Genomic DNA, 18,898 nt, shown 5'->3' with positions numbered 1-18,898 from the left:
GGAGCGGCGGGAGATGATTCGCTATCCGGAGTTTGTGGCGAAGGGTTGGCAGTTGGGGAGCGGTCCGACGGAGTCGTGCTGCAAGGCGCTGACGGCTCGGCTCAAGGGGCGTGGTCGGCGTTGGGATGCCCGGAACGCCGAGGCTGTGATGGCCCTGGAGGCTCTGAAGCAATCGGGTCAATGGCAGGCCTACTGGCTAATTCAAGCCAAAATCCCAGCTTAGTGCCGCCAGAATTTCTGGTCAGACCGAGGCGGAGGTGATTCAAAATTCCTCTTGACGCCTCCAGGGAGAGTTACCATAATCACACTTGGGTTCTGCCTCTTCTCTGTTCCGGCCCCACCGTTCGGCGATACCCATCAATGAACGGTGGGGTAATTCTTTGACCCCAGCCGGGCGATACCCATCAATGAACGGTGGGGTAATTCTTTTGGCACCAGCCGGGGAATACCCATCAATGAACGGTGGGGTAATTCTTTTGGCACCAGCCGGGGAATACCCATCGGTGAACGGCGAGGTCATCCTTTGGCACCAGCGGGGGAATACCCAGCTCATTCGGGGAATGGCCGTCGATACCCATCGGTGAACGGTGGGGTAATGAACGGGTGGGGTGATGCTTGGGACTCGGATGCGGCGGCACAACGGCTTTTTCCGGGCCACTGCGTGCTTGGGCTGAGCCACACCTTTGCTCAGTCAAGTTAAGCCACACCTTCGCTCACGGATTGAGCACACCTTTGCTCAGTCAAGTTGAGCCACACTTTCGCTCCTTCTGGTGAGCCTTTCCTCGCTCAGATCGCCTGGGTTGGTCCCGCGCTGCCTGCGCAGTCAATTTCCAAGGGGCCAGGTTCTTCGGAGCGATAGGCTTTTCCCGGTAAATCGGAGTTGTCGCTGTTCCTTCAGCGGCGGAGGTGGGATTCGGCAGGCGGCAGGAGGGGATCGCCGGGGGAAGCGGGCCGCAGCGGTTACTTGCCGTCCTTGCTGTCGCGGTCTTTCCAGCCGAGGAGCAGGACTTTGGCTTTGGGCAGTTTGTCACTGGCGCGGACGATCAGTTCGTTGGTGCCGAGGCGTTTTTCCTTTTCGTCGTCTTTGAAGTAGGTGAGGAACTCTTCGGGTCCGAGGAGGTCGTCGTATCCGGGGACGCCGTAGTGCATGGGGAGGATGTAGAGGCGGGGCCGGAGCTGGCGGACGACCTCGGCAGCCTGTTCGCCGTTGAGGGTGTAGATGCCGCCGATGGGGACCATGAGGACATCGACCGGTCCGATGGCTTTGCGTTGTTCGTCGGAGAGTTCGTGGCCGAGATCGCCGAGGTGGCAGATGTTCAGGCCGTCGGTGTGGAGGACCCAGACGGTGTTTTTGCCGCGTTGCATGCCGCTGAGGGCATCGTGGAAGGTAGCGACGGTCCGGAAGCGGATGGCGCCGCGCCGCTCGTCATAGCTTTTCCATTCCTGGCGTCCAGGTCGGGGTTCGATGACGCCACGGTACACATCGGCGTCCTTGGGCGGCGGCTCGAAGATGCCGATTTGGTCGTGGTCATTGTGGGGATGGCTGATGAGGACGAAATCGACCCGCCGGGGTCCGCGGCCGAAGTGGGGAATGGCATGGGGATCGAAGGCGATGCGGATGCCCCGGCTGGTCGTGACGGTGAAGAAGGACTGGCCGTGCCAGCGGATAGTCACTGGCGGGGCGGGTTCCTCCGGGGTTTGGGGAGTGCGAGCTTGGCCTTCCCGTGGGAAGGCATATCCGAGGAGGGCGGCGAGCAGCGCTCCTCCGGCCGCCAGCCAGCCGTACTGGAACAGAGACCTGCGGGACACCATGAGCAACAGAGACCTGCGGGACACCATGATCTGTACCTCCTCCCCCCTGTCGGCGGCGGGATTGCAGACCCCTCTTCACCGGGGCGGGCGCTGGTTCAGACCGAGAAACCAGGGCATCAGGGTATGGCCCGGCTGGAAGCGGAGGGCACTGGCCGCGGCGGAGGCTTCGTCGTAGGCGGCGGCAGCATCTGGTTCGATGCCAATGCCACAGGCGGCGAAGGGGACCGGGCCGTGGGCATGGGCGCGGGTTCGCAGCGGGGTGCGGTGGTCCGGTTCGACCAGCAGGCGGTAAGCTCCGTAGCGGGGCAAAGCATCGAGCAAAGGTCCGACGATGTGGGCGTCGATCTGCTCGATGGCCCGCACCTTTTCCTCCGCCTTGCCTTCGTGGGAGGCTTCGTCCGGCGCTTCGATGTGGACGCAGACCAGGTCGAAGGCACCGAGGGCTTCCACGGCGTATCTTCCTTTGTTGGCGTAATTGGTGTCCAGGTAGCCGGTGGCGCCGGGCACATCGATGCGGTGCCAGCCCAGGAGCACGCCGACGCCGCGGACCAGATCGACAGCGGAAATGATCGCACCGCGCACTCCTCCGAAGCGCTCGGCGAAGGGAGTCAGGCGCGGAGCCTGGCCTTGGCCCCAGAGCCAGATTTGCGTGGCTGGTTTTTGCCCGGCGGCTTGGCGTCGGAGATTGGCCGGATGCGCCGCCAGGATTGGCCGGCTGGCCTCCATCAACTCCTGAAGCCAGGCTCCAGCCGGACCGGAGGGCAGATACTCCGCGATCGGGCGGTCCGGGATGTCATGCGGGGGTTGGGTGCGCGTCGCGGCCAGGGCCGCTCCGTCTTCGCCGCCGCTGCCCCGCCAGAGCAGAATGTGCCGGTACTGCACGCCGGGGTGGAACTCGATGACTCCCCCGCCGAGGCGCCGGCCCCCCAGGGCCGCTTGCAGGGCCTGGATCAACTCCCGCGCTTCCTCCGTGCTGATGTGGCCGGCGGTGAAGTCCCGCATATGCCCATCCGGCACGTAGACGAGATTGCAGCGGATGGCCCAATCGTGCGGTCCCAGGTGCAGCCCCATCGCTGCCGCTTCTAACGGCGCCCGCCCCGTGTACACCTCCAGCGGATCGTAACCCAAAAGTGACAGCGTGGCGACATCCGAAGCCGGGGTCAGACGGTCCGGCACATTGTCCGCCAGGCCGACCACCCCTTGCTGCGCCACCCGGTCCATGTTCGGCTTGTGCGCCGCTTGCAGCGGGGTGCGCCCGCCCAGCGCCGCCACCGGTTCATCCGCACTCCCATCGGGAATCACAATCGCGTACTTCATGTTGGCCAGCATAAGCCAACGGTCTGCCTTCAACAAGAGGGGACCGCTTGCTTTCCCGACATCACTCCGCCAGGCATTACTACGCAGACAGTCAGGTTGACCGGCCCTCTGCGACCAATTACTATAGGAATGCAGTAGCAGCGCCGCCGCGAGATGAGGTCTGTGGGGACCTCTCCGTTCCTGCCGGCCTCCCCTTCCTGGGAGCGGATTCCTGGTGGGAAGCCAGCTTGGCGGTCATGGTGCGGACCGCGGTGCTTCTGCAAAATGCGAAAACAGAGGAGTCGACCATGTCCAAGATTTTTCTGGGTTTGGCAGTGGTGACTGGCGCCCTCACCGCGGGGGCTTATGGCATTTATCAGTACAACCTGTGCAGCACCTGCGACGGCGGCTGCCCGATTGCGGCGTTCTTTTCGTCGGGTTCCGCCAGCACACCGGAGATGCCCGCCTGCTGCACCAAGCCGACGCTGAGTGCCTCCTGCTGTGCTTTGCCGCCCGCTGCCTCGGCCACCTGTTGCAGCCAGCCTTGCTCCGCTTGCGCCGTGGCCTGTGACGGCTGCCCCCTCTGCGAAATCGACTGCTCCGCCTGCTGTGATGCCGCCGCTCAGGCTGCCGCCGGTGGACCGGCCTTGGCGCTCAAAGCTGCCCGCAAGTAACGCCTCTCACCCCGCCGTTTTCCTGGGCGACATCGCCGGTTCTCTCTGGACCGGAGGCGGTGAGACCGTGGAATGGGACCATCCGCGCTTCATGGAGCCGGCGGGCTCTCGGAAATAGACTTTACCCCTGACTCTGCATCTGCCCCGCGGCGGCGAAACACCGCCCGCCAGATGGGGCTTCCCCTCGCCCGTGCCTTCTTCTCGAAATTGGTCTGCCACTCCGGCGGGGTGGTGACGTCCTGACCGCATTGCACCGTCTCGAAGGCGCCCCCAGCTTGAACTGTTTCACACATGAGCGCGAAGTATTCCTCGACATCGGTGGCGATGCGCAGCTCTCCTCCCGGACGCAGGACGCGGGCCACGTCCTGAACAAACTCCGCGGTAAACAGCCGCCGTTTTTGATGCCGGGCTTTCCACCACGGGTCCGGAAAATAGACATGCACCGCCTGCACGCTAGCTCCCGGCACGAAAAAATGCAGCACCCAACGGGCATCGGCACAGGCCGTCCGGACATTGCGCAACTGCCGGATGGCACAGCGCGTCGCCGCGTACAACTGATACTTCCGCACCACTTCGATACCGAAGAAATTGACCTCCGGCCGCTGCAACGCCGCCATCACCAGGAATTGCCCCTTGCCCATCCCGACTTCGATCTCCACGGGATGATCGTTCCCGAAGAGGGCTGTCCAATCGATGGGGGCGGGCCGCTCGATTCCGCTGGCCGCCCTGCCGGACTCGCCTTGCTTCGGGGTTCTTTCCCCTGCCACCAGGGCCAACCCCCGCTCATCCAATCGGCAGCCGCGGGGTACGCGCCACGGCATCCGCCATTCGTACTCGGCCAACTGTTCCAGCGGTAAGCGTCGCGGCTTGCGCATGCCTTCCCCCTCGTGACTCTGGGCGGCTAGACTCCTGCGTGTGCGCTATTGTTAGCGGGCCGCCGGGGCCAGGCCAGGGGACGGCTCCGATCGCTTCCCTCCCCTTGCACCAGGCGGAGGCCATCGGGCAGGAATGGAGACAATGCCGCCGCTCCTAAAACATCGAACCGCCGCCGCCACTCCCCTGAACCGCAAGACTCCGTCACACAGCTAGGCCGCCAGGAAATGCACGCCGCCGTGACAGGGAAATGACACCACCGCCGGTGAGCCGCCGGGGATGCACCTGGCTAGTGACAGGGAAACGACACAATCGCCAGCAGGATCGAACGGAAGCGAACCCGGAGGCAAACCGGAAGCGGCGGATGGGCAGGACGATTCAGGGACGTACCGCGCCGGGGGACATCTCAAGGACGGTAGCGGTGATAGCGGCGCTCCTCCCGGCGGGCAAGCAGAGGAAGGACCCAGCGCCGCCCCGCCGTGGTGCCCAGAACGCTCCCCGCCACTACCCCCACTGCCGCCGCCAGCAGCCGGAACACTTCTCCCCCGCCGCTCGCCGCCAGCATTCCCAGCCACGCCCCCAGCGCCGCTCCCGTCACCGCGGTGACCAGGAACACCTCGTCCGCCACACGCTCGAAATGCTCGTTCGCCTCATGCGGGATGTGCATCGTCGCCATGATCCTGCCCTCCGCAAATCCTGGGGAAAAGCAACGTCCCTTCCCAGGCTCGTTCCCGTCGGCTGCACCTCACCCTGGACAATTCCCAGCTTGTCGCACCCCTCGGCCCTACGTCGGAAGCGGCCTGCCTGGAACCCCTCCTTGTCGTCAGACCACCCCGCCTCCCGGACGGCCTCCTCTACACCTTCCATTCACGCGGACTTCACCAATTCTACACAATTATCTTCGTCTCATCAAGCGGCAGTTTGCAAAAAATTCCCCCGGCCAGCAACTTAGGCACAACTCCGCCCACTCCACAATTTGTAAAGATTCTATGAAGAAACGGTAAATAGAAGAGGACGGCGGAACCTAACTCAAACCCCAAAGCAGACGGGGGAATAGGGCGTAACCAGATTTTCTGGGGGTGGGGGCTGAACCCGCAAGGTGTTTCCCAAAACGAGCAGAGCTGCCCGGCAGAGAACCCCCAGAGTATTTGGTTGCACCCACTCAAACCACCAAGCTGAGCGACGGCGGAGGATACCGCTTCTCAAGCTACACTTGTTACACCCTATTCTCTTGCCCCTAGCTAGGCTCGGAGGGAAGCAGGTCGGTCGATCTCAGGGGACTCCGATTCCTAAGATTTCAGTTTCTGAGGCTGCCCGCGGGTGTCCAGCCTTTGCCTGCGACGGAGAAGGGGTGCTACAGTAACGCAGTTCGAGAATCATGTTTTTGATTATGGACCGTAGTCATATGGTCCGTCAACTTTTAATCCAAGTTCTCGAAGTTTATTAGCCGCTGCAAATGCCTGATCGTAGTTATTAAACTCATAAGTGAGTATTACAGAGGATGGACCATGGGGCTCTGGCTCTTCGATACAGTCTAACACACCACCGTATGTGGCAATTATTCCATTAATCAACTTGTTTTTTTGCTCGTCCATCGGAGCACGATAGATCACTTCAAACATGAAACTCATAGTTCTAAATCCTATGTTCATGAACTAGATATAAAGAAAATATGTCCCCATCGTCCACCTTCCCACTTTTTACCATGAGTCCAATCAGCAAACTTCACGTGGGGTAGGTTATTGCCCACCGCTGGTTCCGCAGGTTCGATCCTGAACCAACATTTGATACCCTTTGTGGACGGATACATTCCTCCTGCGACAACTTCAGGCAGTTGCACGGCATCTGGTAATGCTTTGCGGGCTAGCTCTAAGGCCTCTGTCTTGGTGGCCACAGTGACATTGTGCCGACCGGGTTGCCTCAAGATATTTATGAGCTGTTGTTCATTCAGTCGTTCTCCAGCTATACCGCAGCCCAGCCAACCTGCATTATGCGCCCAGGCGGCGAAGGACCAGGTGTCGTCGCCGACGAAGTAGGTACGGTAGTCTGCGACGCGGAGGTTGTAGACCACCTCCCACGCGCCGGTGTCGTCCACCTCGCTCAGCGGCACACTGTCGCCGAGAAGGGTGAGGAGCCGATCGGCGGCCTTGAGACTGCCCGCCGTCCGCGTCCCTATACCATGATCCTAACTAGCTTCCTCCCCGTGGCTCTTCATCCGGAATCAGCTCAACAGGTTTCCAATGGAGAGGGTTTGGAGCACGGTGCTGGAGATAAAAGGAATAATCGTCCGGAATCAAACGCTCGGCGGGAATGAGTACCACAAAATCCTCAAATGGGCGTTTGCCCAAGTATACCCCGGTTCCCACTGAGCGCCGAATGCCCGATAAAGTTTTTCAATCAATGACCAAGCATCCTCCCAATCCGCGGCGATCACACGAAAATGTCGCAACGGTCCTGGTATCCCCGGGCAGAGATTGGTAAAGTACGTTGGTAACATCAGATTGATCTGTCCTTCAGATGTCAGTACTATATCGATTACACCTGTTGGATCGATAGGACTATCATCTGGAGCGGTATAACCCTGACATCGGGAAACTCTAATCCAAGTTGGGTTGAGGTCGTAGGCACACCCACCTGCCCGCACGATTTTTTGCAGGAATCCTGGCGTGTCATGGATCAGCTCTCCTTCGGTTGGTTGGTACGATAGATGGCCAGGCCTGTCTGATCATTACAAGTATATCATGTTCGGCAAATAGAGCGAAAGTTGTGGTGGCGTTCAGGCCCAGTTCCTTGAGTGCTGCTGCCACGCAGGTGTCAGCGGCGCCACCGGTAATCTGTTGCTTGGCTGCTCAGTTGTACCGCCCCGCTACTCCGTTCATCGAAGTGCATCAACTCAGCGTCAACCGAGTTGCCAGTTCAGGTTTGGATCGATCTGGCCGTGGTAGAAGAAGTATTCGGCAGCTTGAAGCGTTTGCTCGCGGGTAGCATGAAATCGCCGTGGCAAATCCGTCTCAATACCCCCCAGAATCATCTTCTCCGGCTCGTCGCTGGGATCGGGTCCGAGGAGATCATATGGTCCCAGATCGTTGCCAATGACTGAGACGAAGAATCGATCCGGTCCGCCTCCGATGGTCATATGGTATTCATTGGGGCCGTCCAACGACATTTCCGTGCACCGCTGGCCATCGAGCCGTTCGATGTACTGCTTGACCGCCGTCCAGGTCGGAGTCTCCATGGACTCATCCACACGCCGATACCCCGCAATTCCTCTTGGATCGACTTTCGCTTCATACCGCGATAGTGACACCGATGTGACTTTCCACATGCTCTTTTCTCCCCTGCTCATCGGAAACAACACTGGGCAGCAGCAAGTTTCTGCGAGTCATAGATGGATCGGGCCAATACATCCACTCGGACACCAAATTGTGACGCTAGTAGCTCCAAGGATCCTGGCCGCGTTTTCGATACCACGGTCACGATCACAGTACTGGCAGGGGTCCCGATCGGTAAAGATGATGATCGCCTTGCCTTGAAGGCTGACACCTGATTGGACAACGCGAATCATGGCCTTGATTTCGGCGTGATGCCGTGCGCCGTTGTTCACGCCCTGACCTTGGGGGACCTGGCCAGCGCCGGTTCCCACGGGCGGCCAGTTGTAGGTGTATCGATCGGTGTTGGAGGCGAAGATCGGCGAGAGTTCCTCACCTACGATCTGCACATAGGCACAGGTGCAGTTATCGCTGGGAGAACCGGCCGGAGGCATGTGCCTGGCACGCCTCTCACCTTGGAGGATCGCATTGGCGGGATTTGTGATCGCCGGAACGTCTACATGGGACCGGTTGTACGTCGGATTATGAGCACCTGAAGTCTCTTGAACACCACAAATCTGGTTATGTGCCCAGGCGGCGAAGGACCAGGTGTCGTCGCCGACGAAGTCGGTGCGGTAGTCCGCGACGCGGAGGTTGTAGACCACCTCCCACGCGCCGGTGTCGTCCACCTCGCTCAGCGGCACACTGTCGCCGAGAAGGGTGAGGAGCCGATCGGCGGCCTTGAGGCTGCCCGCGGGCGTCCAGCCTTTCCCTTCGACATAGAAGGGGTGTTCCGGGGTGGTGCGGATCAGTTCGCCATGCGGCCTTCAGGCGATCCGCCGCGGGTCCGTCTGGTCCCTGCGACTTCGCTCCGTCTGGTCCCTGCGACTGCCTGCTTTTCCCTTCAGCTTCATCTTGTCCCTTCACACGGGGGGTAGGTTCCCTTGGGTCTGGGAATAGGTTCCCCCTTGTCAGGGGCGGGGGAGCCGCTACATTAGTGAGCAAGTGACACGGGCGGAAGTGGATAAGGCCCGATGTCGGTGCGGATGAGAGGAAGGCGTTGGAGAGGGGAAGCGCGCCGCGCGAGGGAGTCCAAGTTTTTTTCCGTTATCAGGCCGGCAGGGTGTCTGACGCGGCGGAGGCGGAAGTAAGGAAGTAGGTAAGGAGACGAGGTGATGGCGATCACGAAGGAACGGAAGAGCGAGTTGATCAGTCAATTCCGGCGGTCGGAGGGTGATACGGGTTCTCCCGAGGTGCAGATCGCGTTGCTGACGGCGCGGATCAATGAGTTGACGGAGCATCTGCGGGTGCACAAGAAGGATTTTGCCAGTCGGCGGGGATTGCTCAAGATGGTGAGCCATCGGACCCGCTTGCTGAAGTATCTGCGGGAGACGGACCGGGAGCGGTATTTGGCGGTGATCAACAAGCTGGGTTTGCGCAAGTGAGGGACGGTTGGGTGTCGCGGTGGGTAGGGACGGCCGCCGCGACGGATGGGGCATGGGTCATTCGGGTCCATGCTCGGCGGGCAGTAGGCGAGCGGTCTTCCTCCCCTCTCCGGCGGCGTGTCTGCGCCACCCTTTGGTGAACAGCATTTTGGTCATTCGAGTGGGAAAGGGACATATCCGTGAGTGCACAACCGGCGCGTGTGGAGTATCCGTTAGGAAATCGGACGTTGGTGTTGGAGACGGGGCGGCTGGCCCGGCAGGCGCACGGGGCGGTGCTGGCCCGCTACGGGGATACCGCGGTGATTGTGGCGGTGGTGGCGGGGGGAGCGATTCCGGGCCGGGACTTCTTCCCTTTACAGGTGGAGTACCGCGAGCGCACCTACGCGGCGGGGAAATTCCCCGGCGGTTTCATCAAGCGAGAAACCCGCCCCACCACCAAGGAAATCCTCACGTCCCGGCTCATCGACCGGCCCACCCGTCCGCTCTTTCCCCCGAATTACACGAACGAGGTGCAGATCCACGCCACGGTGCTGTCGGTGGACAAGGAGAACGATCCCGATGTGTTGGCGATGATCGGCGCCAGTGCGGCTCTGCACATCTCGGACATTCCCTTCCTCAAGCCGTATGGGGCCGTGCGGTTGGGGCGCCTGGCGGGACAATGGGTGGTCATGCCCAGCGTGGAACAACTGGAAGAGAGCGATCTGGACCTGGTGGTGGCGGGGACGCGCGAGGCCGTCTGCATGATCGAAGGGTTCGCCCGCGAGCTGCCGGAAGCGGACATGGCCGAGGCCATTCTGACGGCCCACCGCTACTGTCAGGAGACGATCACCGCCATCGAGCGGCTGCGGGAAGCAGCAGGTTTGCCGGCCAAGGAGTTGCCGGCGCCGCCGCCGCCCAATCCGCTGGTTGATGAGTTCCACGCCCGCTTCGGCGCGGAGTTCCGCGAGCGCTACCTGACCAAAGGGAAGCAGCAGCGCCTGGCGGCCATCGAAGAACTCAAGCAGCGCATTCAGGCGGAGTATCTTGTGCAGGTGGATGAGAGCGGCAAGCCGAAGTACAACCTGGTGCAGATTTACGAGGCGTTCGCCGCCTTGCGGGAGCGGATTTTCAAGGAGATCACGCTCAGCGGCACGCGGATCGACGGGCGAGGCCACCGGGAATTGCGGCCGGTCTCCTGCGAAGTGGCGGTGTTGCCGCGGACACACGGCTCAGCCGTCTTCCAGCGTGGGGAAACCCAGGCCCTGGTCGTGGCCACTCTGGGCACCATCGCCGATGAGCAGAAGGTCGATGACCTCTTCGAGGAATACTCCAAGAAGTTCATGCTGGACTACAACTTCCCGCCGTATTCGGTGGGGGAGTGCAAGCCGATCCGCGGACCGGGCCGGCGGGAGATCGGCCACGGCATGCTGGCCGAGCGGTCGCTCAAGGCGGTCATTCCGCCGCCGACACGCTTCCCCTACACCATCCGCCTGGTCTCGGAGATTCTGGAATCCAACGGTTCTTCGAGCATGGCGACCGTGTGCGGAGGAACCCTGGCCCTGATGGATGCGGGGGTGCCCATCAAGCGTCCCGTGGCGGGGATTTCCATCGGCCTGGTGACCGAAGGGGAACGTTACGCCCTGCTGACGGACATCCAGGGGGATGAGGACCACTACGGGGACATGGACTTCAAGGTGGCGGGGACGCAGAAGGGAATCACGGGGGTGCAGTTGGACATCAAGATCGAAGGGATCACGGAGCCAATCATCCGGCAGGCGTTGGATCAGGCCCGTGAGGCGCGGATGCAGATTCTCAAGATCATGCTCCAGAGCTTGTCCGCCCCGCGCAAGGAGATCAGCGCCTATGCCCCGCGGCTGGTCACCACCCGGATTGCGCCGGACAAGATCGGTTTGCTCATCGGTCCAGGAGGCAAGAACATCCGTGCTCTGCAAGATGAGACGGCGACGAAGATCGAGGTGCAGGATGACGGCACGGTGTCCATCGCGGGGACCGACAGCGCCGGGGTGGAGGAAGCCCGCCGCCGGATCGAAGCCCTGGGTGCGGAAATCCGCATCGGAGCGATCTACGAGGGCAAGGTGATCTCCATCAAGGAGTTCGGGGCTTTCATCGAGATCGCCCCCGGACGTGACGGCCTGTGCCACATCTCGGAGCTGGATGTCGGCTACGTGGGCCGTGTGGAGGATGTGGTGCAAGTGGGCGACCGCGTCCTGGTCAAGGTCATCGCCATCGACGACCAGGGCCGGATCAAGCTCTCCCGCAAGGCGCTGCTGACGGCGGGCGGGGGCGACAACGGCGGCAATGGGGACCGCAGTCGCGGGCGGACTCCCTCCCCGACACCCCGCCGCTAAGGCACCGCGTGGGGCCAAATGCACCGCCGAAGCCGTCCGCCGCGAACCGCGAGTTCCCCCGTGGAGAGGAACCCCTCCCCGGCGCTCTCCGAAGAACGAACGCCGCATTCCCCGCGATCCATTCCCCAAACGTCCGCCGGTGAGTGAGGGCGTATCATGAGCGGCTCTTCGGCGTCCATCTCGGCTGCCTCCTCGGCGTCCCCCCCGCCAGCTCCAGCGAATACGACGGACTCAACCCCCGTCTCGGACGAACCGCCGACGGCTTCGGACGCTTCTCCTTCGTCGTCGCCATCGGCTGCTACCCCGCCCTTGCCCCCCGCGGCGCCGGCCAGTGCCCCCACGGCTACTTCTCCCTCCTCGGACGATGCCAGCTCCCCGGCTTCTGAAGCCAGAGGGGGTGAGGGAGGTGCCGCGGCGGCGGGACCGCGTCCAGGGGAAAGCAGTCCGGCACCCTCCGGCGGGAACGACCTTTTGGCGGCGTATCAGGAGCTGGCCCAGGCGGCGGGCGGCTTCATTCACGAGATCAAAAACCGCATCGGGGCGGTGTCGCTGAATCTGCAACTGTTGGCGGAGGATTTGCCGGAAGCGGCGACGCCGCGGGAACGGCGCGCCCGGCAGCGGATCGAGCGCCTCCAGGAGGAATGCCAGAAGCTGGTCGATCTGGCGGCGGACTTCCTCCGCTTCGCCCGCGTGCGGGACCTGCATCTCCAGCCGGTGGCTTTGGAAGATGTGATCACGCGGCTGGTCGATTTCCTCTCGCCAACGGCTCGCGAGAAAGGGATCGAGATTCACTGGCTGCTGGCGCCGGACCTGCCCGCTGTGCTCCTGGACCGGGACCTGTTTGAACAATGCCTGCTCAACCTTTTGCTCAACGCGGAACAAGCGATGCCGGAAGGCGGGACGCTCACGCTGCTGGGGCGCCGGGAGGGGAATTGGGTGTGCCTGGAGGTGATTGACACCGGGGTGGGCATTCCGCCCGCCATTTTGCCCAAGCTCTTCCAGCCGTTTTTTTCCACCAAGCCCAACGGGCACGGGTTGGGTCTGGCCATCACCCGCCGCATTGTCCAGACCCACGGCGGCAGCATCGAGGTCCAGAGCACCCCCGGCCACGGAACCCGCTTCACCATCCGCTTGCCGATCCCAGAGGGGAAGTGAGTACCGCCCCACTCCGAGTCGCTGGCCCAAATCATTCCGAACAGCATATTCCGAGCAGTTCCTACTCGGCTGAAGTCGGACACCGCTCTATTTTGAGCCGCTTGCCCCGTTTGTTTCGACCCACTTACCCAGTCCGCAAGTTCGTTTCTTTCGCTTAGTCCGTTAGACTAGATAAACTTTGCGCCGCTTGCTGGCCGATGAAGAAGAGGAAGCGATGCCCGGTGACGCGGAGGTTCCCTCTCCTGCGCTGGCACGCCGACGGGGGGAGTGCATGCTCAAGTCACGCTGGATTCGCGGGGCGTTGGCCGGCTGGGTGGCGGCAAGCGGATTGAGCGGCTGCCGGCAGCCCATTTTTCTGGAACCGGGGGATTACAAGGATGCGGTCTTGCAGCAGCTTCCTCCGGCCCTGGAGGACCGGCCGCACGATCCGATCACGCCCAGCGTGGTGCAGCGGATCGGCAACGGCCCGGCAACGGTGCTCGATCCGGAACGCCCGCCGCGCTACATCACGCTCAAGGAATGCATCGCCCTGGCCCTGGAACAGGGGAACACGGGCATCCAATCGGCGACCAATCCCGGCCTGAAGAACGACACCTTGGGGCAATTCACAGGCCGCGGCGTGGTGGGTTCGGACGCCGTGCGGGTCTTCGCCATCGATCCGGCCATTGCCGCGGCGGAGCTAGAACGTTCGCTGTCCAAGTTCGACGCCCGCTGGGTGACGGCCATGACCTGGCAGAAGGTGGACCAGCCCGTGGCGGCGCAGTTCATCGCCTTCCAGCAGCAGCGGGATGCCGCCTCCTTCAGCAGCAGTTTGATCAAACCGTTGCCGACCGGCGGTGTGGCGGGGATCACCTTCAGCACGGATTACTCCAAGTTTGCCGCATTGCCCCAGGCCTTTTTCGGCGGGTTTGTCAATCCCAACTACACGCCGCGCTTGCAGTTCACGGTGGAGCAGCCGCTCTTGCGTCTCTTCGGAGTGGAAGTCAATCAGTTGTCACCGAGCCATCCCGGCAGTGTGCTGTTGAATTTGCCGCCGAGCGGCGGGGCAGGTACGGAAGGCATCCTGATCAGCCGTATCCGCCTGGACCAGCAGCGGACCGACTTCGACGTGAAGATCAACTATCTGCTGCTCAACGTGGAGGCGGCGTACTGGAACCTGTATGCGGCGTATTACAATCTCTACGCCCAGGAAGAGGGGTTGCGGCAGGCGTATGAGGGGTACCGGTTCATCCGCTTGCGGGTGCTGGCGGGGAATGAGCCGCCGCAGAGTGAATATCAGGCGCGGGCGCAGTTCGAGCGCTTCCGGGGGGATGTGGTCGAGGCGCGGGGGCAGGTGCTGGAGGCGGAGCGGCAACTGCGCGGCTTGCTCGGCTTGCGCAGCGACGACGGCTTCCGCTTGGTCCCGATCGACAAGCCCAACGAGGCCCCCTACGTGCCGGACTTCTACGAGGCGGCCAACGAAGCCCTGGCCCACCGCCCGGAACTGCTGCAACTGCGGCAGGACCTCAAAGCCCAGCAACTCAACCTGCTGCTCCAGAAGAACCTGCGCCGGCCTGACCTGCGGGTCTTCGCCCAGTACGACATCGCCGGGCTAGGCACGCGCCTCGATGGCCGCGAATTCGCTGATCCGGCCAACACCATTCCCGGCAACGCCCTGGCCAGCTTCGGCAACAATCAGTTCAACAGTTGGACCATTGGGCTGCGCCTGGATATGCCCCTGGGTCTGCGGGACGCCAACGCTTCCGTACGAGAAGCCCAACTGAACCTGGCCCGCAGCTACTTCGCCCTGCGCGATGCTGAGATGAAAGCCCTGGAATATCTGCTGGCCCAGTACCGCCGGGTGATTCAAGCCCACACGGTCATTGGCTACCGCCGGGCGGAGCGCGAGTATTTGCAGATGTATCTGGGCAAAGTGGCCGAGGTCATCGCCATTGGGACGTGGAATCAGGCATTTTACCAGAACTATTTGACGGTGCAGCAGCAACTGGCGCAGGCGATCGCACGGGAGCATCGGGCGATTGCGGATTACAACACGGCCCTAGCGGCGTTTGAGTACGCCAAGGGGACGATCCAGCGGTACAACAACGTGAGCGTGCTGGAAGGTCCGCCGCCGCCGTGGGTGCAGAAGAAGGCGGCGGATTACATTCGGGAGCGGACGGAAGCGGCGATCAAGCTGCGGGAGCGGGACCTGGCTCCGCCTCCTGCGGGAGCGGCAGGCATCGGCGGGCAGCCGGTCGGTCCAGCGGTCGGTACGCCGTTGCTTTCGGAGCTGCCGCCGTTCGCTCAGCCGCGGCCCCCGCTGCCGGAGGATGTTCCCCTGCCGCGTCCCGGGGAACCGCCCGGGGTGCCGCCGGTGGTGCCGCCAGGGAGTACAGGACGGTCCGCGCCGGGTCCGAATTCCTCCTCTGGGGCACCGGGTCGGACGCCGGGGTCCGAATCCTCCCGCACGCCGGGCGGATCGCCGCCGGGAACCTGGCCGCCCGCCGGAAGCAGCGGAGGTGGAAGTGACACACCACCGCCACCTACCGCGGCGGAGCCGGCACCGGGGGATTACTTCCGCCCCTCCGGTCGTGTCATCCTCCCCCGGCGGGAGCGCCGTCTGCCCGCAGTGCCCAGTTGCCCACCCCCGTCGCGCAGCAGTGACAGCGGCCTGCCCCGCCTGTCGCTCCCCGTGCCGCCGCCGGACATCGTGTTGCCCACACCCCCGCCGGAAACCGGCATCGGCAACACGCCGCCTTCGCTGCCCCCTCTGCCCGCCCTGCCGGCGATCACCCCGCCGCCTACGTCCCCTCCAGTCCCCTGACCGCTGCCCACAGCGAGCCGGACGGCGACCTTCCAAGCGCCTCGCCTCTTACTCCTGCGGACGCATTCGTTGTCCTTTCCGTCTCTGCCTCAGACTCTGCCTCAGAAGACGAGGATGATTGAGGGAAGGACAAACGGAGCGGACTAGGTCAGACGCGATCGAAAGCGGCGCGGTGCGATAGCCGCGAATCGGTTTCAGGACGTGACCCGGCCCATGAGGTAGGAGCGCAGTTGCACGAAGACGTCGGAGCAGCGCTTTTGCCACTGGGGATCGTCCAGCAAGCTGGGATGGGAGGGACGGAAGACGACCTGGACGGTCAGGCGGTTGGGTTCCTGGGGATGGGCGTGGGTCAGGTGCAATTCGACATCGAGAGGTCCGGTAGCACGGCGGGCAAGGCCGAACCAGGACAAGCCGGTACGTTTGCCGCCGAGCCGGACGACCACGCATCCCGGTTGGCTGTCGAGCACTTCGCCGCCAGCGTCATAGACGAAGCCGCGGAGTTTCATCAAGGCGATCCGTTCGGGGAGCCAGGCTTCCATTTGGAAGGTGAGGGCGTCGCTGCCTTCAGCCGTGGAGCTGCGAGGCGGCGGGGTGGGCGTGGAAGGACTGACCGGGAGCAGGTGGCTGGAGCCGGGTTGGGGCCGCTGCCGGGCCAGGCGTTCCTCCTGTTGGCTTTCCCAGCGGACCAGGGCGGTGTCGTAGCGTTCGGCCAGGTCGCGGGCTTGCTGGGGCCGATCCGCCGGGTCCTTGGCTAGGCATTGCAAGACCAGCTCTTCGATCTCCGGCGGCACCACCCCTTTGAGGCCGATTTCGGCGAAGCGGGGCGGCGGCTCCGTCGCATGGGCCAGTAGAATGTCCATGCTGCTGCCCCCCACAAAGGGCAGGCGGCCCGTGAGCAGCTCGTACATGATGACGCCGACCGAGTAGATGTCGCCGCGGTGGTCCATCTCTTCGCCCCGTACCTGCTCCGGGCAGATGTACCCCGGCGTGCCCACGGCGAAATCCACGTTGGTGTCGGTGACCTTCTTGATCAAGTCCTCTTTATCCAGGAGTTTGGCCAGGCCGAAGTCCATGACCTTGACCCGCTCGCGAGGAGTGTCCGGGTCGATGATCATGAGGTTGGCCGGCTTGAGATCGCGGTGGATGATGTTTTCATCGTGGGCGGCCTGGAGCACTTCGCACAATTCGCCGATGATCCGTCCGACGCGTGCCGGACTCATCCGCCCGCTGCGGGCCAGCAGGGTCTCCAGGTTCACCCCTTTGACGTACTCCATGACCAGGCAAGGGCCGGTGGGATTGTTCAGGTCGGCTTCGTACAGTTGCACCGCGCCGGGATGGCGGAAGCGCCGCATTAGCTCCATCTCCCGCTCGAAGCGGTCGCGGAACTTGGGGTCATGGGCGATCTGCTCATGCATGACTTTGACGACGACATCCCGTCCGGTGTCCACCTGCCGGGCGAGATAGACCCGCCCCATCCCCCCCTCGCCCAGCAAGCGGCGGGCTTCGTACCGCCCCAAAAAGATGCGTCCGATCATGAAGAGATACCTGCTCCCTGGCTCAGGCCGGCCCTGCGGGAAACCCCAGGGAAACCCCAGGCTGCTCTGAACCATCACACAAGTCTAGCAGCCAGATTCTTCGCACGCCAACTCGGAAAATGGTTCCTTTCCCCCGCGGTTGTACCCCCGCCGCAATTTTTCACGCTTGCCGAGAAAGCCGACCGGCAGTTCCTTCGGCCCCGCAAGCGATGGCTCTTACATAAGCGGTGGCCCTTACGTAAGCGATGGCTCTTAGGCAAGCAGTAGCTCCTAAAAAGGCCGCCCTGAACGATCCCTTTCCCGCCGGTCGAGGAGAAATCAGGCCATCTCGTGGCGGATCGGGCGGCGTAAGGCCGGTGGCACCAGCGGGGGAAACAAAGCCGAGCCGAACCATCCTCCCAGCGTGCAGCTAGCCAGAATCCCGCCGAGGACTAAAGCGGCGGCGATCGGATCGCTCAACGGTACGCCGGCTAGCCCCGCACGGGTGAGGGTGTATTCCAGCGGTGTGGGCAGGGCGTCCTGCTGCATGGCAAAGGCCAATACGACCGGGGCGGCCAGCAGACCCGTGAACGCTCCGTGGCGCAATCCCGCCGGACTGCCCGCCGCAGCAAACACCCCGCCCAGGAACAAGCCGAATAGGGCGATCAGCCAGCTCAAAAACTGAGCCTGGCCGATCCCTGGGGCCTGGAACAGCCCTAGGGAGTATTGCTGCACCGCCTGGCGAATGGTATCCGCGCTAACCAGCAGGGCGACCGCCAGCGTGGCCCCGGCCAGAATGCGGAACCAGCGGGTCGGCGGCGCCGACGGCGGTGTGTGCACCACCGAGCGGCTGAACTGCAAAGAACTGAGCAGACTGGAGCGCGGCTGGGGCAATTCCAACGCCGGCGGTGGCGGCCAGAGCCGCTCCCCCACCCAGCCCGCGAGCAGCCCCACCCAGGCCACCAGGGGGATCTGGAGCAGCAAGGGGGATTGCCGCATCGCCGCATTCTGCTGCACTTCCCAAAGGAAAAACAGCGCACCGCTGCCCAGCCCCAGGAACAACCCCAAGGTGTAGCCGTGCGGTCGAGCCGCTGCCACCACCACCCCGCCGACTGCCACCGCGATCGCTTGCGCGGCATAGAGACTGATCAGCCCAGCGAAGCTGGTGGACCATTGCTGCGGATCGCTTCCCCCAAAAAGGGGAATGCTGTGCCAGATTTCCCGCAAGCCGAGATAACAGCCGACACTTAGCCCCAGCCCCACGCCTAAGCGGCGTGCCAGGCTTCCTTCCTCCGGTCCGCCCTGGTGCATACGGGTCAACAGCGGCTGATCGGTAGGGGCCAATTCATGCGGCATCAAGAGGATTCCGCCGCAGCGCGGGCAGCGCGTGGCACCCGGAAACACCATCGCACAAGTTGGACAGTATAGTTGCATGCTTCTCCCTTTCCTGCGCTGTCCGGGCGATCCCGCGGTGTCCGGGTGATCCCGCGGTGTCCGGGCGATCCCGCGGGGCGGTTTCAGGTCATCCTGCGTAGCCGTGGAGCGGACCCGGTCCGGGGCGAAAGGGGGTGTGGCGGCGGACTCGCGGGTGCATGCGGTTGAACCCCCCAGGGGGAAGGGCGTGGCCGGCACCGCCTGCTCCTCAAGCATAGAACACACTCACGAGAACA

15 protein-coding genes and 1 pseudogene are annotated in these 18,898 nt (G+C 63.2%); 6 read left to right on the top strand and 10 right to left on the bottom strand.

Features of this window, described 5'->3' with window-relative positions; translation table 11 throughout:
• Positions 1-223, top strand: a pseudogene (locus tag H0921_RS16510) (hypothetical protein); the annotation flags it as partial.
• 737 nt (positions 224-960) lie between these two features.
• On the opposite strand, the gene H0921_RS16505 reads toward H0921_RS16510, so the two are convergent.
• Both H0921_RS16505 and H0921_RS16500 read right to left on the bottom strand, forming a co-directional pair.
• Complete coding sequence (locus H0921_RS16505) at positions 961-1,839, bottom strand: MBL fold metallo-hydrolase (protein ID WP_194539622.1); 879 nt, start codon at positions 1,837-1,839, stop codon at positions 961-963.
• A gap of 48 nt (positions 1,840-1,887) precedes the next feature.
• Complete coding sequence (locus tag H0921_RS16500; protein ID WP_194539631.1) at positions 1,888-3,129, bottom strand: cofactor-independent phosphoglycerate mutase; 1,242 nt, start codon at positions 3,127-3,129, stop codon at positions 1,888-1,890.
• Between the two features lie 287 nt (positions 3,130-3,416).
• On the opposite strand from H0921_RS16500, the gene H0921_RS16495 reads away from it, so the two are divergent.
• The gene (locus tag H0921_RS16495) at positions 3,417-3,782 is read left to right on the top strand and encodes a hypothetical protein (RefSeq protein WP_194539621.1); all 366 of its coding nucleotides are present in this window, start codon (positions 3,417-3,419) and stop codon (positions 3,780-3,782) included.
• Positions 3,783-3,871: 89 nt separating this feature from the next.
• Here the strand turns inward: H0921_RS16495 and trmB are convergent, their stop codons facing one another.
• The 6 genes from trmB to H0921_RS16465 form a co-directional block, all read right to left on the bottom strand.
• Positions 3,872-4,657, bottom strand: coding sequence for a tRNA (guanosine(46)-N7)-methyltransferase TrmB (gene trmB / locus H0921_RS16490; RefSeq protein WP_194539620.1), 786 nt, complete (start codon positions 4,655-4,657; stop codon positions 3,872-3,874).
• A 404-nt stretch (positions 4,658-5,061) separates the two neighbouring features.
• On the bottom strand, positions 5,062-5,331 hold the full coding sequence (locus H0921_RS16485) for a hypothetical protein (RefSeq protein ID WP_194539619.1): 270 nt from the start codon (positions 5,329-5,331) through the stop codon (positions 5,062-5,064).
• A 712-nt stretch (positions 5,332-6,043) separates the two neighbouring features.
• On the bottom strand, positions 6,044-6,286 hold the full coding sequence (locus H0921_RS16480; protein WP_194539618.1) for a hypothetical protein: 243 nt from the start codon (positions 6,284-6,286) through the stop codon (positions 6,044-6,046).
• Positions 6,287-6,303: 17 nt separating this feature from the next.
• Positions 6,304-6,765: a hypothetical protein gene (locus tag H0921_RS16475; RefSeq protein WP_194539617.1), complete on the bottom strand. Its 462-nt coding sequence runs from the start codon at positions 6,763-6,765 to the stop codon at positions 6,304-6,306.
• Between the two features lie 789 nt (positions 6,766-7,554).
• Positions 7,555-7,980: an Imm1 family immunity protein gene (locus tag H0921_RS16470; protein WP_194539616.1), complete on the bottom strand. Its 426-nt coding sequence runs from the start codon at positions 7,978-7,980 to the stop codon at positions 7,555-7,557.
• Positions 7,981-8,037: 57 nt separating this feature from the next.
• On the bottom strand, positions 8,038-8,772 hold the full coding sequence (locus H0921_RS16465) for a polymorphic toxin-type HINT domain-containing protein (protein ID WP_315851926.1): 735 nt from the start codon (positions 8,770-8,772) through the stop codon (positions 8,038-8,040).
• 366 nt (positions 8,773-9,138) lie between these two features.
• Here H0921_RS16465 and rpsO point away from each other — a divergent pair, with 366 nt between their 5' ends.
• The 4 genes from rpsO (at position 9,139) to H0921_RS16445 (ending at position 15,714) form a co-directional block, all read left to right on the top strand.
• On the top strand, positions 9,139-9,408 hold the full coding sequence (rpsO, locus tag H0921_RS16460; protein ID WP_194539615.1) for a 30S ribosomal protein S15: 270 nt from the start codon (positions 9,139-9,141) through the stop codon (positions 9,406-9,408).
• Between the two features lie 179 nt (positions 9,409-9,587).
• Positions 9,588-11,756, top strand: coding sequence for a polyribonucleotide nucleotidyltransferase (pnp, locus tag H0921_RS16455; RefSeq protein ID WP_194539614.1), 2,169 nt, complete (start codon positions 9,588-9,590; stop codon positions 11,754-11,756).
• Between the two features lie 156 nt (positions 11,757-11,912).
• Positions 11,913-12,911: a two-component system sensor histidine kinase NtrB gene (locus H0921_RS16450; RefSeq protein ID WP_194539613.1), complete on the top strand. Its 999-nt coding sequence runs from the start codon at positions 11,913-11,915 to the stop codon at positions 12,909-12,911.
• Between the two features lie 214 nt (positions 12,912-13,125).
• Positions 13,126-15,714, top strand: a complete 2,589-nt coding sequence (locus H0921_RS16445; RefSeq protein WP_194539612.1) for a TolC family protein — start codon at positions 13,126-13,128, stop codon at positions 15,712-15,714.
• Between the two features lie 194 nt (positions 15,715-15,908).
• Here H0921_RS16445 and H0921_RS16440 read toward each other — a convergent pair whose 3' ends face one another.
• Together H0921_RS16440 and H0921_RS16435 are read right to left on the bottom strand one after the other, a co-directional pair.
• Positions 15,909-17,249 (bottom strand): serine/threonine protein kinase, encoded by a 1,341-nt coding sequence (locus H0921_RS16440; RefSeq protein WP_194539611.1) that lies wholly within the window; start codon positions 17,247-17,249, stop codon positions 15,909-15,911.
• 318 nt (positions 17,250-17,567) lie between these two features.
• Positions 17,568-18,584 (bottom strand): hypothetical protein, encoded by a 1,017-nt coding sequence (locus tag H0921_RS16435; protein ID WP_194539610.1) that lies wholly within the window; start codon positions 18,582-18,584, stop codon positions 17,568-17,570.
• Positions 18,585-18,898: the final 314 nt, after the last annotated feature.

It is taken from the genome of Thermogemmata fonticola (assembly GCF_013694095.1).
Taxonomy (GTDB): domain Bacteria; phylum Planctomycetota; class Planctomycetia; order Gemmatales; family Gemmataceae; genus Thermogemmata; species Thermogemmata fonticola.
Note: the sequence above shows the minus strand (reverse complement) of the source record. Positions and strands in the feature narration are given on the sequence as shown.

Bases quoted from the DNA above. Each gene is read 5' to 3' on its own strand.
- H0921_RS16505 (WP_194539622.1), bottom strand. From the start codon at position 1,839: ATGGTGTCCCGCAGGTCTCTGTTGCTCATGGTGTCCCGCAGGTCTCTG.
- H0921_RS16500 (WP_194539631.1), bottom strand. From the start codon at position 3,129: ATGAAGTACGCGATTGTGATTCCCGATGGGAGTGCGGATGAACCGGTG.
- H0921_RS16495 (WP_194539621.1), top strand. From the start codon at position 3,417: ATGTCCAAGATTTTTCTGGGTTTGGCAGTGGTGACTGGCGCCCTCACC.
- trmB (WP_194539620.1), bottom strand. From the start codon at position 4,657: ATGCGCAAGCCGCGACGCTTACCGCTGGAACAGTTGGCCGAGTACGAA.
- H0921_RS16485 (WP_194539619.1), bottom strand. From the start codon at position 5,331: ATGGCGACGATGCACATCCCGCATGAGGCGAACGAGCATTTCGAGCGT.
- H0921_RS16480 (WP_194539618.1), bottom strand. From the start codon at position 6,286: ATGAGTTTCATGTTTGAAGTGATCTATCGTGCTCCGATGGACGAGCAA.
- H0921_RS16470 (WP_194539616.1), bottom strand. From the start codon at position 7,980: ATGTGGAAAGTCACATCGGTGTCACTATCGCGGTATGAAGCGAAAGTC.
- rpsO (WP_194539615.1), top strand. From the start codon at position 9,139: ATGGCGATCACGAAGGAACGGAAGAGCGAGTTGATCAGTCAATTCCGG.
- H0921_RS16450 (WP_194539613.1), top strand. From the start codon at position 11,913: ATGAGCGGCTCTTCGGCGTCCATCTCGGCTGCCTCCTCGGCGTCCCCC.
- H0921_RS16445 (WP_194539612.1), top strand. From the start codon at position 13,126: ATGCCCGGTGACGCGGAGGTTCCCTCTCCTGCGCTGGCACGCCGACGG.
- H0921_RS16440 (WP_194539611.1), bottom strand. From the start codon at position 17,249: ATGATCGGACGCATCTTTTTGGGGCGGTACGAAGCCCGCCGCTTGCTG.
- H0921_RS16435 (WP_194539610.1), bottom strand. From the start codon at position 18,584: ATGCCGCATGAATTGGCCCCTACCGATCAGCCGCTGTTGACCCGTATG.